This window comes from Streptomyces sp. YS415 (genome assembly GCF_023544665.1).
Classification (GTDB): Bacteria; Actinomycetota; Actinomycetes; order Streptomycetales; family Streptomycetaceae; genus Streptomyces.
In genome coordinates, this window is sequence record NZ_JAMJFL010000012.1 from 115911 (window position 1) to 131854 (window position 15944).

The following is a 15944-nucleotide window of genomic DNA, read 5'->3' on the forward strand; positions in this document are numbered from 1 at the left end:
GCACCCCCTTGTGTTTCTCAAGCTTGCATTACATATTGGGTTTTGCGTGTTAAATAGACGTAACCCTACGGTAGCCACTGCCGAACCGATCAGCCGAGTCATCTCCGGGGAGCCCCGAGTGGATCGCATCGCCGCCTTAGCCGCCCGCCCCACGGAGCGGCCCGTCGTATACGACCCGCCCGGTACGGCACCTTCCCTGCACACCGCGGCCGCCCGCGTCCTGGAGTCCAACTGGACCGGCGCCTCCACGGTCCCCTCGCGCGGGCTGTATCCGCACCAGTGGTCCTGGGATTCCGCGTTCATCGCGATCGGCCTGCGGCATCTGTCGCCGCTGCGGGCCCAGACCGAGCTGGAGACGCTGCTGGCCGCCCAGTGGGGCGACGGGCGCATCCCGCACATCGTCTTCAACCCCTCCGTCCCGCTCGACGCGTACTTCCCGAGCCCCGACTTCTGGCGCTCCTCGACCGCGGGGCGCGCTGCGGGCGCCCCGCGCACCGTACAGACGTCCGGGATCGTGCAGCCACCGGTGCACGCCCTGGCCGCCTGGCTGGTGCACCGGGCCGACCCCGGCCTGTCCAGCGGACGCGGCTTCCTGGCCCGGGTCTACCCGAAGCTGGCGGCCTGGCACCGCTATCTGCTGCACCGGCGGGACCTGGGCGGCGGCGGCCTCGCCTCCGTGGTGCACCCGTGGGAACAGGGTATGGACAACAGCCCCTGCTGGGACGCCCCGCTGGCCCGCGTCGTCCCCGCCCCGGCCCGCTCCTTCCGCCGCGCCGACCTGGACCACGGCGCCCCCGAGGACCGGCCGACGGACCTGGACTACGGGCGGTACGTCCGCCTGGCCACGGACTACCGGGACGGCGGCTACGCCGACGGGACCGGCGCGTTCGCGGTGGAGGACCCGGCGTTCAACGCCCTGCTCATCGCCTCCGAGCACGCCCTGGCCCGCATCGCCCGCGAACTGGGAGCGACGGGCACGGCCCGCCACGCGCGCGCCGAGCGCCTGACCGGCGCCCTGGTGGAACGCCTGTGGGACCCCGAGCGCGAGATGTTCTGCTGCCGGGACGTACGCGGCGGCGGGCTGATCCCGGAACGGTCGGTCTCCGGCCTGGTCCCGCTCCTGCTGCCCACGCTGCCGGGCAGAACCGCCGAGGCCCTGATGCGCACCGCCCGCGGACCGCACTTCTCTCTCGGCGACACCACCCGCCTGGTGCCGAGCTACGACCTGCTCGGCGAGGCCTTCGACCCGCACCGCTACTGGCGCGGCCCGGCCTGGTTCAACACCGCCTGGCTGATGGAGCGCGGACTGCGCACCCACGGCGCGCACCACTCGGCCGACGCGCTGCGGCGCTCGGTCCTGGAGCTGGCCGTCAGCTCCGGATTCGCGGAGTACGTCGACCCGTACACCGGCGAGGCCTGCGGCACCGCCGACTTCAGCTGGACCGCGGCGCTCGCGCTCGACCTGCTGCACGACGAGCCCGCGAAGGACACACGGACGGCGTCACCAACGGCGTGAGGGAAGACAAGGGAGGGGACCGGGATGACGGAGCGCCATCATCTGCTCGTGCACGGGGAGACGTTCGCCGCCGTGGGGGACGGCGGGGACATCAGCGGAGTCCGGGGCGTCGGCTCACCGGACGGCTTGTTCGTCCGGGACGCCCGGCACCTCAGCCGCTGGCAGCTGACGGTGGACGGCGCGGTGCCGGAGGCCCTGACGCCGGTGGCCGACGGGGACACCGCCCGCTGCGTCCTGGTCCCCCGGGGCGGCCGCCAGGAGCCCCCGGCGTACACGCTCTTCCGTGAGCAGGCGGTCGGGGACGGCTCGTTCGTGGAGTCCCTGCGGGTGACCAGCAACCTCCCCACCCCCACCACGGTCCGTCTGGCGATCACCGCGGACGCGGACTTCACCGACCAGTTCGAACTGCGCTCCGACCACCGGACCTACACCAAGACCGGCGCCACCCGCTCCCGCCACGTCCTCGACCACGGCCTGGAGTTCACCTACCAGCGGGGCGAATGGCGGTCCCGTACGACGGTCTCCGCCGAGCCGGCCCCGGACGCGGTGGAGGAGACGGGGACCGGTGCGCGGCGCCTGGTGTGGACGCTGGACCTGGAGCCGCACGGCACGGCGGAACTGGCGCTGCGGGTGATGGCCCGCCCGCACGGGGACAAGCGGGCGCTGCGCGTACCGCGCTCCCCCGGCGCCCTGAACGACCAGCTGATCGCCCTGGAGGGCGAGTTCGTCGAGGGCGTCTCCTTCCCCACGGGCTGGCCCGAGCTGGCGGCGGCCTGCGCCCGGGGCCTGGCGGACCTGGCCTCGCTGCAGATCCCGGCGACGGGCCTGGACGGCGAGGAGGTGCGGGTGCCGGCCGCGGGCGCCCCCTGGTTCCTGACCCTGCTGGGCCGGGACGCCCTGCTCACCTCCCTGTTCGCCCTCCCCTACCGCCCGGCCCTCGCGGCGGCCACCCTGCCCGCGCTGGCCGCGACCCAGGCCGAGGAGACGGGCACGGCCTCGGTGGCGCAGCCCGGCAAGATCGTGCACGAGGTCCGGCACGGCGAGCTGGCCCACTTCGGCCAGGTGCCGTACGGCCGCTATTACGGCTCGGTGGACGCGACCCCGCTCTTCCTGGTCCTGCTGGGCGCGTACGTGGAACACACCGGGGACGTCGCCCTGGCCCGCCGACTGGAGCCGCACGCCCGGGCCGCCGTCGCCTGGATGCTGGACCACGGCGGCCTGACCTCCCGCGGCTACCTGGTCTACCGGGCCGACCGCGGCGGGCTGGCCAACCAGAACTGGAAGGACTCCCCCGGCGCCATCTGCCGCGCCGACGGCACCCGGCCGAGCGGCCCGGTGATGGCGGCGGGCGCACAGGGCTACGCCTACGACGCACTGCGCCGCACGGCCGGGCTGTCGCGGACGGTGTGGGCGGACGAGACGTACGCGGCGCTGCTGGAGCAGGCGGCCGGCGATCTGCGGGACCGCTTCCAGCGGGACTTCTGGATGCCGGAGCGCTCCTTCCCGGCGCTGGCCCTGGACGGCGAGGGCCGCCAGGTCGACGCGCTGGCCTCGGACGCCGGGCATCTGCTCTGGTCGGGCCTGCTGGACAAGGAGTACGGCGAGCTGGTGGGCCGCCGGCTGCTGGAGGCGGACTTCTTCTCGGGCTGGGGCGTGCGGACGCTGGCCGCGGGCCAGCCGGCCTACCACCCGCTCTCCTACCACCGCGGCTCGGTGTGGCCGCACGACAACGCCCTGATCACCCTCGGCCTGGCCCGCTACGGCCTGCACGACGAGGCCCGGACCGTGGCGCACGCCCTGGTGGACGCGGCGACGACGACGGGCCACCGCCTGCCGGAGGTCCTGGCGGGGTACGGCCGCGACACCCACCCCGAGCCGGTCCCCTACCCCCACGCCTGCGTCCGGGAGTCCCGCTCGGCGACCGCGCCCCTGGCCCTGCTGACGGCGGTGGGCGGAGCGTAGTGACCCGGTTGGCCGGGCGTTCGCCCGCTGTTCGCCGAACGGTGGGGCGGACGGGCTGAACAAGCCCGAGTGAGGGCCCGTACGACATCACGGCGGGCCTCCCCGCCGCCAGGGACCGCACGGAAGGACCACCGGGTGCCCCTCTTCACGCGCCTGCACCAGCCACCGGGACCACCCCCGCCCAAGCCCTCGAACCCGCCCACCACGGCACTCCCGCCCACCGCAACGCCCCCGTCCGCGGACACCTCCGACGGAGAAAGCAGCGCGGCCGAGGACGTCGGCTCGGGCGGGAAGAGCAGTGCGGCCGGAGAAGGCGGTGCGGCCGGGCTCGGTCGTGCGGGGTGGGTGTCCCTCGGGGTCACCGTGCTGTCCGCCGTCCTGGTGCTGGGCGCTCTGCTCCTGCCCAACACCGTGACCGCCCTGCGCCCCAACCGCTTCGCCCGTATCCCCGCGGAAGCGATCGTCGGCGCCGCCGTCCTGCTCGCGCTGCCCCGGCGTCCGCGCACCGTCGTCGCGGCGGTGGCGGGCACCGCCCTGGGTGCCCTCACCGTCCTCAACTTCCTGGACATGGGGTTCCGCTCCTACCTGGGCCGGGGCTTCAACCTCGTCCTCGACTGGTCCCTCCTCGACGACGCCCAGAGCTACATGAAGGACTCGATGGGCACCGCCACCACGCTCACCGCGACCGTCGGCGCCGTCCTGGCCGCCGTACTCCTCCTCGTCCTGACCGCCCTGGCCACCGTCCGCCTCGCCACCTTCCTGGCCGACCACCGGCAGCGGGCCACCAAGGCCACCCTCGTCGCGGGGACGGTCTGGATCACCTGTTCCACGCTCGGCCTGCAGCCGGCCGGCCTGCCCCTCGCCGCCGACCGTGCGGCCACCGCGCTGGCGAGCCAGGCGAGGCGGGTGCAGGTCACCCTCGCGGACGAGGCGGCCTTCGCGAAGGAGGCGAGGGCGGACACCTTCGGCGCGACGCCGCCCGACCGGCTCCTGCCCGACCTGCGCGGCAAGGACGTGATCTTCACGTTCATCGAGAGCTACGGCAGAAGCGCCATCGAGGACCCGGTCATCGCGCCGGGTGTGACGGCCACGCTCGACGCGAGCACCGAGTCCCTGGAGGCGGCGGGCTACCGGGCGCGGAGCGGCTGGCTGACCTCGTCGACCTACGGCGGCAGCAGCTGGCTGGGCCACTCCACGTTCCTGTCCGGCCTGTGGATCGACAACCAGCAGCGCTACACCACCGTCACCTCCGGCGACCACCTGTCCCTCACCAAGGCGTTCCGGAAGACCGGCGCCTGGGACACCGTGGGCATCATGCCGGGCATCCAGAAGGCCTGGCCGGAGGCCGACTTCTACGGCCTGGACAAGGTCTACGACGCCTTCCAGCTCGGCTACCAGGGACCGAAGTTCAGCTGGTCCACCATGCCGGACCAGTACGCGCTGGAGGCCTTCCAGCGCATGGTCCACGGCAAGCAGCGCGACAAGCCCCTGATGGCGGAGGTCATCCTGACCTCCAGCCACCAGCCCTGGGCGCCGATCCCGACGATGGTCGACTGGGAGGAGCTGGGCGACGGCTCGCTCTTCGGCGCCGTCCAGCGGGACGGCAAGGACGCGCAGGACATCATCACGGACGGCACCAAGTCCCGTGCGGAGTACGGCAAGTCGATCACGTACTCGGTGACGTCCCTGACCCAGTGGCTGGAGCGCTACGGCACCGAGGACACCGTCCTGGTCTTCCTCGGCGACCACCAGCCGATCGCCCGGGTCAGCGGCGACAACGCGAGCCGGGACGTCCCGGTCTCCATCGTGGCCAAGGACCCGGAGGTCCTGGAGAAGATCGCGGACTGGAACTGGACGCGGGGCCTGCAACCCGCCCCGGACGCCCCGGTCTGGAAGATGGACGCCTTCCGCGACCGCTTCCTGACGGCCTACGGCTCGACTCCCCGCCCCACGAGGGACTGACCCCGCCCAGGACTAACCGCCGGAGGTGTCCAGCTCCGCGTCCTCGCTCACGCCCGCGCAGTCGTACGGGTCCTTCAGCCAGCCGTCCGGCAGGACGACCCGGTTGTTGCCCGACGTGCGGCCGCGCGGACCGTCCGCCCCGAGCGGCCAGGGCTGGTCGAGGTCCAGCTCGTCGAGCCCGGAACGGAGTTCCGCCAGCGACGAGGTGATCGCGAGCCGCTTGCGCATCTCGGAGCCGACGGCGAAGCCCTTCAGGTACCAGGCCACGTGCTTGCGGAAGTCGATGACGCCCCGCGCCTCGTCGCCGATCCACTCGCCGAGGAGCGTGGCGTGCCGGACCATGACGTCGGCGACCTCGCGGAGCGCGGGACGCGCGATGTCCTCGGGGCGGCCCTCGAAGGCGGCCACGAGGTCCGCGAACAGCCACGGCCGCCCCAGGCACCCGCGCCCGACGACGACGCCGTCGCAGCCGGTCTCCCGCATCATCCGCAGCGCGTCCTCGGCCGACCAGATGTCGCCGTTGCCGAGCACCGGGATCTCCGGCACATGCTCCTTGAGACGGGCGATGGCCTCCCAGTCGGCGGTGCCGCCGTAGTGCTGCGCGGCGGTACGGCCGTGCAGGGCGATCGCCGTGACGCCCTCCTCGACCGCGATCCGCCCGGCGTCGAGGTAGGTGATGTGATCGTCGTCGATGCCCTTGCGCATCTTCATCGTCACCGGCAGATCCCCGGCCCCTGAGACCGCCTCGCGCAGGATCGCCCGCAGCAGGTTCCGCTTGTACGGCAGCGCCGACCCGCCGCCCTTGCGCGTCACCTTCGGCACCGGGCAGCCGAAGTTCAGGTCGATGTGGTCGGCGAGGCCCTCCTCCGCGATCATGCGGACGGCCTTGCCGACGGTCGCCGGGTCCACGCCGTACAACTGGATCGAGCGGGGCTTCTCGGTCGCGTCGAAGTGGATCAGCTGCATGGTCTTCTCGTTGCGCTCGACCAGCGCCCGAGTGGTGATCATCTCGCTGACGAACAGCCCTTTTCCGCCGCTGAACTCCCTGCACAGGGTGCGGAAGGGCGCGTTGGTGATCCCGGCCATGGGGGCCAGGACGACGGGCGGCTGAACGGTGTGCGGGCCGATCTGCAGGGGCGTGGGCATGCCTCCATTGTGCCGTGCAATGAGTTCGTAAAATTCGTTAGTTAACCGCACTATCGAATTCCGGGTTACGCTGGAGTGCATGCCCGAGCTCAGCCCCCGCCGACGCCTGCTGGTCCTCGCCATCTGCTGCATGAGCCTGCTCATCGTGAGCCTGGACAACACGGTCCTGAACGTGGCGCTGCCGTCGCTGCAGAAGGACCTGCACGCCGACACCGCCGGGCTGCAGTGGACGATCGACGCCTACACCCTCGTCCTCGCGTCGCTGCTGATGCTCGCGGGTTCCACGGCCGACCGGATCGGCCGCAAGCGGGTCTTCATGGCGGGGCTGGTCGTCTTCGGGCTCGGCTCGCTGCTGTGCTCCCTGGCGCCCAGCCTGGATCTGCTGATCGCGGCCCGGGCGGTGCAGGCCGTCGGCGGCTCGATGCTCAACCCGGTCGCCATGTCGATCATCACCAACACCTTCACCGATCCCCGCGAGCGGGCCCGCGCGATCGGCGTCTGGGGCGCGGTGGTCGGCATCTCGATGGCCGCGGGGCCGCTGGTGGGCGGGCTGCTCGTGGACTCCGTCGGCTGGCGCTCGATCTTCTGGATCAACCTGCCGGTGGGGCTCGCCGCGCTGCTGCTGACCCTGCGGTACGTGCCCGAGTCCCGGGCGCCCGAGCCCCGCCGGGTCGACCCGGTCGGACAGGTGCTGGTGATCGTGCTGTTCGGCGCGCTGACGTACGCGATCATCGAGGCGCCGCACGCCCCGGCCACGGCGGTTCCCTTCGCGGTGCTGGCCGTGGTCGCGCTGGTGGCACTGCTCCGCTACGAACCCCGCCGCGCCGAACCCCTGATCGACCTGCGCTTCTTCCGTTCGGCGCCGTTCAGCGGGGCGACGGTGATCGCGGTCAGCGCGTTCGCCGCGCTGGGCGGGTTCCTGTTCCTGTCGACGCTGTACCTGCAGAACGTACGAGGGCTCAGCGCCCTGGAGGCCGGGCTGTGGATGCTGCCCATGGCCGTGCCGACCTTCCTGTGCGCTCCCCTGTCGGGGCGGCTGGTGGGCAGCCGGGGGCCCAGGGTGCCGTTGGCGGTCGCGGGGGTCTCGATGACGGTGAGCGCGCTGCTGTTCGCCCTGTTCGACGCGGAGACGTCCGACGCCGGCCTCTTCGTCGGGTACGCGCTGTTCGGCATCGGCTTCGGGTTCGTCAACGCGCCCATCACCAACACGGCGGTCTCCGGCATGCCCCGCGCACAGGCCGGGGTCGCGGCGGCCGTCGCCTCCACGAGCCGGCAACTGGGCCAGACGCTCGGCGTGGCCGTCGTCGGAGCGGTCCTGGCGGCGGGCGTGGGCGCCTCGACGTACCGGGACGCCTTCGTGTCGGCCGCGGTACCGGGCTGGTGGATCCTCACCGCCTGCGGACTCGCGGTCCTGGTCCTCGGCCTCCTCACCAGCGGCCCCTGGGCACGCGGCACAGCCGAACGCACGGCACAGCGCCTCGAGACGGCACAGTCCTCCGCCCGCAAGCGAATCCACGCGTAACCGGAAAAGGCGCTTTCCGGCGGAGGTGCTGGGACGGCGGCGGGGCAGCGGGAATCATGGCGGGCCGGGGCCGGTGGGGCGTTGTGCGCGTCCGCCCGGAGCGGGGCCGCGTTCACACCTTCCCCCCTTCCCCCCCTCTCCGCTCATGGCCCGCAGGGCACAGCTTGGCCAACTCCCTGTGAAGAGGGTCCCCGTTGATCATGGTCATGCTGCACACTCCTCCTTGACTTGCCGGGACCCTGGAGGCGTCGTGTCCGAGAGCAATACGAGCAAGGTCACCCGCTGGGACCAGCACGGACGCGAGCACGTCGTACAGGTGCGGCGGACCGGCGTGCAGCGCACCGTCAGGTGCGAGACCTGCGGGTGGCGCATATCCGCGCAGTTCCTGCCGTGGCTGAAGGCGGAGGAACATCTGGCGCAGGCGCACCAGGCGACCGTGGACCCGTCCGTCGCCTAGGGTCGCCCGACCGGGCGGGCCCAGCTCGCGAAAGCGTCTTGTGGGAGCGCTCCCAGGCGCGGCAGGATGCACGGGTGAACCCACTGCCCGCCGCACGCCCCTATCGCCCCGCGGACCGCACCGCGCTCCACGACATCTGCGTCCGCACCGCCCACCTCGGCGGCGACAGCCGACCCTTCTACGCGGACCCCGGCGTCTTCCCGGCCACGTTCGCCGCCCCCTACGTCGAGTTGGAGCCGGAGCTCGCCTTCGTCCTCGACGACGGCCGGGGACAGGCCGTGGGGTACATCCTCGGCACCGCCGACACCCCCCGCTTCGCCACCGACTTCCGCCACAAGTGGCTGCCGACGGTCGCCGACCGCTACCCGGCGCCCGAGGGCCCGCCCACGACCCCCGACGAGACGATCGCCGCGCTGCTCCACGACCCCGAGCGCATGGTGCTGCCCGAGCTGCGCGGCTACCCCGCCCACCTGCACATCGACCTGCTCCCCGACTATCAGGGCAAGGGGCACGGCCGCGCCCTGATGCTGACGTTCCTGCACGCCCTGCACACCGGCGGGGTCCCCGCCGTCCACCTCGCCATGGCGACGGCCAACACCCGGGCGCGGCCCTTCTACGACCGGATGGGCTTTCACGAGATCCAGGTGCCGGACCCGGGCGGGGCCACCTTCCTGGGGCGGGCGACGCAGCAGGACTGAGCCGTCAGGCCGCCCGCAGCCCCCGCGCCAGCAGCTCCACCACGGCCTCGAACTCGCCCTGGACCTCCGGCCGTTCCCACTCCCGGTGGTAGCCGGGGTCGTGGAAGCGGGCGGTGGCCTGGAAGACGGCGCGGGCGGTGGTGAGCGGGTCGGCGGAGGCGAACGCGCCGGACGCGGTGCCCGAGCGGACGATCTCGGCGAGCTGACCGGTGAGTTCGTCGATGTGCTCGTCCACCGCGCCGCTGTTCTCCGCGGTCAGCACGGTGTACGTGGCGAACAGCTCGGGGTCGTCCCCGGCCTTGTGCCGCTTGGCGTCGAACAGGGCCAGCAGCCAGGCCCGCAGCCGGGCCTCCGGGTCGCGTCCGGTCTCGGCGACGATCCCGGCCAGCACCGTCGACGTACGGTCAAGCCAGCGCTTGGTCACCGCCTCGCGCAGCGCCGCCTTGGTCCGGAAGTGCCGGTAGACGCTGCCGTGACTGACGCCGAGCGCGCGGGCCACATCCACCACGGTGGCCTTGGCCGGGCCGTGGCGGCGCAGCACGTCCTCGGTGGCTTCGAGGATGCGCTCGGCGGTCAGGGCTTCGGAGGTCGGTGCCATGGAGGAGACCGTACCGCCGGCTGCTACTTGCTGCCGAGGTGGGCCATCTGCGCGGCCGGGTACCGCTCGCCCGCGGCGGCGTCGGCCGGCACCGCCCGCTCGATCGCGGCGAGGTCTGCGGCGTCCAGCGTGACGTCGAGGGCGCCGAGTGATTCGGTCAGCCGCTGCCGGGTGCGGGCGCCGACGAGCGGCACGATGTCCTCGCCCCGGGAGAGCACCCAGGCGATGGCGATCTGCGCGACGGTGACGCCCTTGCGCTCGGCGATCTCGCGCAGGGCTTCTACCAGGTTCAGGTTGTGCCGGAGGTTCTCGCCCTGGAAGCGGGGCGACAGGGAGCGGAAGTCGTCGGCGGCGAGCCGGCGGTCGCCGGTGAAGTGACCGGAGATCAGACCGCGGGACAGGACGCCGTAGGCGGTGATGCCGATGCCCAGCTCGCGGGTGGTCGGCAGGATCTCCTCCTCGATGCCCCGGGAGATCAGCGAGTACTCGATCTGGAGATCGGCGATCGGGGCGGTGGCGGCGGCCCGGCGGATGGTCTCGGCACCGACCTCGCTCAGGCCGATGTGGCGGACGTACCCCTTCTCGACGAGTTCGGCGATGGCGCCGACGGTCTCCTCGATCGGCACGTCCGGGTCGAGCCGGGCGATGCGGTAGACGTCGAGGTGGTCGACGCCGAGCCGCTGGAGTGAGTACGCGGCGAAGTTCCGCACCGCGGCGGGCCGTCCGTCGTAGCCGCTCCAGCCGCCGTCGGGATCGCGCAGGGCGCCGAACTTCACGCTGATCAGCGCCTGTTCCCGGCGATTGGCGGGCGCGCCGCGCAGGGCCTCGCCGATCAGCATCTCGTTGTGGCCCATGGCGTAGAAGTCGCCGGTGTCGAGCAGGGTCACGCCGGCTTCCAGTGCGGCGTGGACGGTCGCGATGGACTCGGCCCGGTCGGCGTCGCCGTACAGCGCGGACATGCCCATGCAGCCGAGGCCGAGGGCGGAGACCTGGGGGCCGGTGGTTCCGAGGGTTCGGGTGGTCGTCGTCATGCCTCCACTCTGCCCCATGGACTGACAGATTTCAATATCTGTCAGTCCATACTTGTCAGCGGCACTACCGGGCGGTGAAGGCCAGCTTCGCGCTCAGGGCCACGAAGGACCCGGCGAAGCTCCGGCGCAGCCAGGCCATCACCTTCGGGCGGGCGACGACCTGGTCGCGGACGGAGGCGGCGAGCACGCCGTAGAGCGCGAAGACGATGAAGGTCGCGGCCATGAACACCCCGCTGAGCGCCAGCATCCGCGGCACCGCGCCCGGGCCGTCGGGGTTTACGAACTGGGGCAGGAAGGCGAAGAAGAACATCGTCAGCTTGGGGTTGAGGAGATTGATCAGCACGCCTTGGACGATCGTCCGCCCGGCCGACATCGGCGCCGCCGTGCGGTCCACGGTGATCGCCTCCTTGTCCCGCAGCGTGGCCCAGGCCATGTAGAGGAGGTAGGCGACACCGGCGTACTTCAGGATCTGGAAGGCCGTGGCGCTGGTGTGCAGCAGGGCGGCCACCCCGGTGATCGTGGCCAGCATGTGCGGCAGGATCCCGAGGGCGCAGGCGAAGGCGGCCACGACACTGGCCCGCCGACCGTGCGACAGACCGGCCGCGAGCGTGTAGACGACCCCGGTGCCGGGGGTGGCGACGATGACCAGGGTGGTCAGCAGGAATGCGAGGCTCATGCGGGCAAGCCTGGCCGCGCGGTGGCCCCGGTCACAGGGCCAATGAGATGCCGCTATGGAGGACCACCGAAACGCCCCCGCCGGACGAGCTGGTGTGCTCGTCCGGCGGGGGCGGTGGTGGGTCGGGGCGTCAGCAGCCCAGCAGGCGCTGGGCCAGGTAGCCCTCGATCTGGTCGAGGGAGACCCGCTCCTGCTTCATCGAGTCACGCTCGCGGACCGTCACCGCGTTGTCGTCCAGCGTGTCGAAGTCGACCGTCACGCAGTACGGGGTGCCGATCTCGTCCTGGCGGCGGTAGCGGCGGCCGATGGCGCCGGCGTCGTCGAACTCGATGTTCCAGTTCTGCCGCAGCGCCTGGGCGAGGCCCTTGGCCTTCGGGGAGAGCTCGGCGTTGCGGGACAGCGGCAGCACCGCGACCTTCACCGGGGCCAGCCGGTGGTCCAGGCGCAGCACCGTGCGCTTCTCCATCTTGCCCTTGGCGTTGGGCGCCTCGTCCTCGATGTAGGCGTCCAGCAGGAACGCCAGCATCGCGCGGCCGACACCGGCCGCGGGCTCGATGACGTACGGCGTCCAGCGCTCCTGGGCCTCCTGGTCGTAGTAGGCGAGGTCCTGGCCGGAGGCCTTGGAGTGCGCGGAGAGGTCGTAGTCGGTGCGGTTGGCGACACCCTCCAGCTCGCCCCACTCGTTGCCGCCGAACCGGAAGCGGTACTCGATGTCGGCGGTGCGCTTGGAGTAGTGGGAGAGCTTCTCCTTGGGGTGCTCGTACCAGCGCATGTTCTCCTCACGGAGACCCAGGCCCGTGTACCAGTTCCAGCGCTGCTCCATCCAGTACTCCTGCCACTTCTCGTCCTCGCCCGGCTTGACGAAGAACTCCATCTCCATCTGCTCGAACTCGCGGGTGCGGAAGATGAAGTTGCCGGGCGTGATCTCGTTGCGGAAGGACTTGCCCATCTGGGCGATGCCGAACGGCGGCTTGCGGCGCGAAGTGGTCTGCACCTGGGCGAAGTTGGTGAAGATGCCCTGGGCGGTCTCGGGCCGCAGGTAGGCGACGGAGCCGGAGTCCTGCGTCGGGCCGAGGTGGGTGGAGAGCAGGCCCGAGAACTGCTTGGGCTCGGTGAACTGGCCCTTGTTGCCGCAGTTGGGGCAGTTGACGTCCGCGAGGCCGTTCTCCGGGAGGCGGTTGTGCTTGGCCTCGTAGGCCTCCTCCAGGTGGTCCGCGCGGAACCGCTTGTGGCAGGAGGTGCACTCGGTCAGCGGGTCCGTGAAGGTGGCGACGTGACCGGAGGCGACCCAGACCTCGGAGGCCAGGATCACGGACGAGTCGATACCGACGACGTCCTCGCGCGACGTCACCATGTAGCGCCACCACTGGCGCTTGAGGTTCTCCTTGAGCTCGACACCCAGGGGTCCGTAGTCCCAGGCGGCCTTCTGCCCGCCGTAGATCTCACTGCAAGGGAATACGAAGCCACGGCGCTTGCTCAGGCTGACGATGGTGTCGATCTTGTCGGCGGCCACGGTGCTCTCTTCATTACGAATGGACGGCAGCGAATGCCTCAGGTTACCGGCGCTGCCCGCCCTCGTATCAAATCGGTTCCCCGACCTCAGCTTGTTGACAACCGTTTCCAGATTTGTTGAAAATGACTGTCATGAACGTACGACGACAGCACATATCCGGGGTGGCCGTGGCGGCCGTCACCGCCCTCGGTCTCGGCACCCTCTCCGCCTGCTCCGGCAGCGCCGCCGCGGGCAACACGGAGAAGTTCGACGTCGTCGCGTCGTTCTACCCGATGGCCTACCTCGCCGAGGAGATCGGCGGGGACCACGTGAACGTCACCAGTCTCACCGAGCCCGGCCAGGAGCCGCACGACCTGGAGATCAGCGCCCGGCAGACCGCGCAGCTCCAGGAGGCCGACGCGGCCCTCTACCTCAAGGGCCTGCAGCCCGCCGTCGACGAGGCCGTCGCGCAGGCCGGCGTCGGCACCACGATCGACGCCGCCACGCTGACGAAGCTCGAGGACCACGGCAGCCTGGAGGACAGCCACGAGCACGCCGGGGAAGAGGGGCACGCCGAGGAGGAAGCGCACTCGGAGGAGGAGGCCCACTCCGAGGAGGAGGAGCACGCCCTCGACCCGCACGTCTGGCTCGACCCCGTGAAGTACGCCGAGATCGCCAAGGGCGTCGGCGCCGCCTTCGAGAAGGCCGACCCGGACCACGCGGCCGACTACAAGAAGAACACCGCGGCCCTGGTCGAGAAGCTGAACGGCCTCGACAGCCGGTTCGAGGAGGGCCTGAAGAACACCGACTCCAAGGTGTTCTTCACCAACCACGCCGCCTTCGGCTACCTCGCCGAGCGCTACGGCCTGACCCAGGAGGCCATCTCCGGACTCGACCCGGAGAGCGAGCCCAGCCCGGCCCGGATCAAGGAGCTCCAGGAGGAGGCCAAGGCCGACGGCGTCACCACGGTCTTCTACGAGACACTGGTCTCCGACAGCACCGCGAAGACCCTCGCCAAGGACGCGGGCCTGAAGACCGACGTGCTCGACCCGGTCGAGGGCATCACAGGCAAGTCCGAGGGCGACGACTACATCCAGGTCATGGATGCCAACCTGAAGGCCCTGCAGGCCGCGTTGGGCGCCAAATGACCGTCTTTCGGAGGACCGCATGAGCGAGCCCGTCATATCCCTGCGCGGCGTACGCGCCGACCTGGGCTCGCGGCCCGTCCTGCGCGGCATCGACCTCACCGTGTCCCGCGGTGAGGTCGTCGCGCTGCTCGGCGCCAACGGCTCGGGCAAGTCCACCGCCGTGCGCAGCGTCATCGGCCAGGTGCAGGTGAGCGCCGGCGAGATCGAGCTGTTCGGCACCCCGCGCCGCCGCTTCCGCGACTGGCACCGCCTCGGCTACGTCCCCCAGCGCACCACCGCCGCGGGCGGCGTCCCGGCCACGGTGACCGAGGTCGTCTCCTCCGGCCGGCTCTCCCGCACCCGCTTCGGCCTGCTGCGCAAGGCGGACCGGGCGGCCGTGCGCCGGGCCCTGGAGCTGGTCGGCATGACGGACCGCGCCAAGGACTCCGTGGACGCGCTCTCCGGCGGCCAGCACCAGCGCGTGCTGATCGCCCGGGCGCTCGCCGCCGAACCCGAACTGCTGATCATGGACGAGCCGATGGCGGGCGTCGACCTGGCCAGCCAGGAGGTGCTGGCGCGGACCCTGCGCGAGCAGGTCGCGGCCGGTACGACCGTCCTGCTCGTGCTGCACGAACTGGGCCCCCTGGAGCCGCTGATCGACCGCGCGGTGGTGCTGCGCGACGGCTGTGTCGTCCACGACGGACCACCCCCGAAGGCCGTCGGCCAGCACGCGCTGCCCGGCCACGACCACGTCCACCCGCACGCCCCCGCGGGCGCCGAACCGATCCGCACGGGACTGCTGAGCTGATGGAAATCCTCGACTACGCCTTCATGCAGCGGGCCCTGCTCGCCGCCGTCCTGGTCGGCATCACGGCCCCCGCGGTCGGTATCTACCTGGTCCAGCGCCGCCAGGCCCTGATGGGCGACGGCATCGGCCACGTCGCGATGACCGGCGTCGGCCTGGGCTTCCTGCTCTCCTGGTCCCCGGTCTGGATGGCGACCCTCGTCTCCGTCCTCGGCGCGGTCCTCATGGAGCTCATCCGCTGGTACGGCAAGACCCGCGGCGACCTCGCCCTCGCCATGCTCTTCTACGGCGGCATGGCCGGCGGCGTGATGTTCATCAACCTCGCGCCGACGGGCTCCAACGCCAACCTGACCTCGTACCTCTTCGGCTCCCTGTCCACGGTGAGCGAGTCGGACGTCACGGCGATCTGCGTGCTCGCGGCCTTCGTGGTGCTGGTCACGCTCGGCCTGCGCCGCCAGCTGTTCGCGGTGAGCCAGGACGAGGAGTTCGCCCGGGTCACGGGCCTGCCCGTGCGCGCCCTGAACCTGCTGACCGCGGTCACGGCGGCCGTGACGGTGACCGTCGCGATGCGCGTGGTCGGGCTGCTGCTCGTCTCGGCGCTGATGGTGGTCCCGGTGGCCGCCGCCCAGCAGCTCAGCCGCAGCTTCGCCGCCACCTTCGCCATCGCGGTCGCCATCGGCGTGACCGTCACGATCAGCGGCACGGTCACCTCGTACTACCAGGACGTGCCGCCCGGCGCGACCATCGTGCTGCTGACCATCGGGGCGTTCGTCCTGCTGACCGCGCTGGCCGCGCCGCTCGCCCGGCGCCGCGCGCGGGCCCTGGCCGCCGCCCAGGGCGCCGGGGACCCGGCGGAGTGCGTGATCCCGCCGAGCCGGGGCCCCGGCGGAAAGGTCGGCGTCTGACCGCGCCGACAGCCGGGGCTGGCACAATGGCCCGGCAGGCAGACCTG

General features: G+C 71.8%; 14 protein-coding genes. 9 read left to right on the forward strand and 5 right to left on the reverse strand.

Going from position 1 to position 15944, the window contains the following annotated elements; genetic code table 11:
- Nucleotides 1–118 precede the first annotated feature (118 nt).
- The 3 genes from M8H82_RS17585 to M8H82_RS17595 all read left to right on the forward strand — a co-directional run bounded on the left by M8H82_RS17585 (nt 119) and on the right by M8H82_RS17595 (nt 5440).
- A complete protein-coding gene (locus M8H82_RS17585; protein WP_250075008.1) occupies nt 119–1516 on the forward strand; it encodes a hypothetical protein in 1398 nt (465 codons plus the stop codon).
- Nucleotides 1517–1540: 24 nt separating this feature from the next.
- Entirely contained in the window at nt 1541–3478 is a 1938-nt protein-coding gene (locus M8H82_RS17590) for a glycogen debranching N-terminal domain-containing protein (RefSeq protein ID WP_250075010.1), read from the forward strand.
- 135 nt (nt 3479–3613) lie between these two features.
- The gene (locus tag M8H82_RS17595) at nt 3614–5440 is read left to right on the forward strand and encodes a CDP-alcohol phosphatidyltransferase (protein WP_374211669.1); all 1827 of its coding nucleotides are present in this window, start codon (nt 3614–3616) and stop codon (nt 5438–5440) included.
- A 12-nt stretch (nt 5441–5452) separates the two neighbouring features.
- Here the strand turns inward: M8H82_RS17595 and dusB are convergent, their stop codons facing one another.
- Complete coding sequence (gene dusB / locus M8H82_RS17600; RefSeq protein WP_250075012.1) at nt 5453–6586, reverse strand: tRNA dihydrouridine synthase DusB; 1134 nt, start codon at nt 6584–6586, stop codon at nt 5453–5455.
- A gap of 79 nt (nt 6587–6665) precedes the next feature.
- Here dusB and M8H82_RS17605 point away from each other — a divergent pair, with 79 nt between their 5' ends.
- From M8H82_RS17605 to M8H82_RS17615, 3 genes are all read left to right on the forward strand, one after another.
- Entirely contained in the window at nt 6666–8108 is a 1443-nt protein-coding gene (locus M8H82_RS17605; RefSeq protein WP_250075013.1) for an MFS transporter, read from the forward strand.
- Nucleotides 8109–8358: 250 nt separating this feature from the next.
- Nucleotides 8359–8565, forward strand: a complete 207-nt coding sequence (locus M8H82_RS17610; RefSeq protein WP_250075016.1) for a hypothetical protein — start codon at nt 8359–8361, stop codon at nt 8563–8565.
- 74 nt (nt 8566–8639) lie between these two features.
- A complete protein-coding gene (locus tag M8H82_RS17615) occupies nt 8640–9263 on the forward strand; it encodes a GNAT family N-acetyltransferase (protein ID WP_250075018.1) in 624 nt (207 codons plus the stop codon).
- 4 nt (nt 9264–9267) lie between these two features.
- Here the strand turns inward: M8H82_RS17615 and M8H82_RS17620 are convergent, their stop codons facing one another.
- The 4 genes from M8H82_RS17620 to M8H82_RS17635 form a co-directional block, all read right to left on the reverse strand.
- On the reverse strand, nt 9268–9861 hold the full coding sequence (locus M8H82_RS17620; protein WP_250075020.1) for a TetR family transcriptional regulator: 594 nt from the start codon (nt 9859–9861) through the stop codon (nt 9268–9270).
- Nucleotides 9862–9884: 23 nt separating this feature from the next.
- Entirely contained in the window at nt 9885–10892 is a 1008-nt protein-coding gene (locus tag M8H82_RS17625; protein ID WP_250075021.1) for an aldo/keto reductase, read from the reverse strand.
- Nucleotides 10893–10956: 64 nt separating this feature from the next.
- Nucleotides 10957–11568, reverse strand: a complete 612-nt coding sequence (locus M8H82_RS17630) for a LysE family translocator (RefSeq protein WP_250075023.1) — start codon at nt 11566–11568, stop codon at nt 10957–10959.
- A 130-nt stretch (nt 11569–11698) separates the two neighbouring features.
- Nucleotides 11699–13081, reverse strand: a complete 1383-nt coding sequence (locus M8H82_RS17635) for a glycine--tRNA ligase (protein WP_250075025.1) — start codon at nt 13079–13081, stop codon at nt 11699–11701.
- A gap of 131 nt (nt 13082–13212) precedes the next feature.
- Here M8H82_RS17635 and M8H82_RS17640 point away from each other — a divergent pair, with 131 nt between their 5' ends.
- Genes M8H82_RS17640 through M8H82_RS17650 form a run of 3 tightly spaced genes read left to right on the forward strand, consistent with a single transcriptional unit; the run spans nt 13213 to nt 15897 of the window.
- Nucleotides 13213–14208: a metal ABC transporter substrate-binding protein gene (locus tag M8H82_RS17640; RefSeq protein ID WP_250075026.1), complete on the forward strand. Its 996-nt coding sequence runs from the start codon at nt 13213–13215 to the stop codon at nt 14206–14208.
- 19 nt (nt 14209–14227) lie between these two features.
- Nucleotides 14228–14995 (forward strand): metal ABC transporter ATP-binding protein, encoded by a 768-nt coding sequence (locus M8H82_RS17645; protein WP_250075049.1) that lies wholly within the window; start codon nt 14228–14230, stop codon nt 14993–14995.
- The gene (locus M8H82_RS17650) at nt 14995–15897 is read left to right on the forward strand and encodes a metal ABC transporter permease (protein WP_250075051.1); all 903 of its coding nucleotides are present in this window, start codon (nt 14995–14997) and stop codon (nt 15895–15897) included. The genes M8H82_RS17645 and M8H82_RS17650 overlap by 1 nt, the downstream gene beginning before the upstream one ends.
- Nucleotides 15898–15944 lie beyond the last annotated feature (47 nt).

What these genes read in the sequence shown, in the direction of transcription:
- M8H82_RS17590 (WP_250075010.1), top strand. Translation starts at nt 1,541, where the DNA reads ATGACGGAGCGCCATCATCTGCTCGTGCACGGGGAGACGTTCGCCGCC.
- dusB (WP_250075012.1), bottom strand. Translation starts at nt 6,586, where the DNA reads ATGCCCACGCCCCTGCAGATCGGCCCGCACACCGTTCAGCCGCCCGTC.
- M8H82_RS17605 (WP_250075013.1), top strand. Translation starts at nt 6,666, where the DNA reads ATGCCCGAGCTCAGCCCCCGCCGACGCCTGCTGGTCCTCGCCATCTGC.
- M8H82_RS17620 (WP_250075020.1), bottom strand. Translation starts at nt 9,861, where the DNA reads ATGGCACCGACCTCCGAAGCCCTGACCGCCGAGCGCATCCTCGAAGCC.
- M8H82_RS17625 (WP_250075021.1), bottom strand. Translation starts at nt 10,892, where the DNA reads ATGACGACGACCACCCGAACCCTCGGAACCACCGGCCCCCAGGTCTCC.
- M8H82_RS17630 (WP_250075023.1), bottom strand. Translation starts at nt 11,568, where the DNA reads ATGAGCCTCGCATTCCTGCTGACCACCCTGGTCATCGTCGCCACCCCC.
- M8H82_RS17640 (WP_250075026.1), top strand. Translation starts at nt 13,213, where the DNA reads ATGAACGTACGACGACAGCACATATCCGGGGTGGCCGTGGCGGCCGTC.
- M8H82_RS17645 (WP_250075049.1), top strand. Translation starts at nt 14,228, where the DNA reads ATGAGCGAGCCCGTCATATCCCTGCGCGGCGTACGCGCCGACCTGGGC.
- M8H82_RS17650 (WP_250075051.1), top strand. Translation starts at nt 14,995, where the DNA reads ATGGAAATCCTCGACTACGCCTTCATGCAGCGGGCCCTGCTCGCCGCC.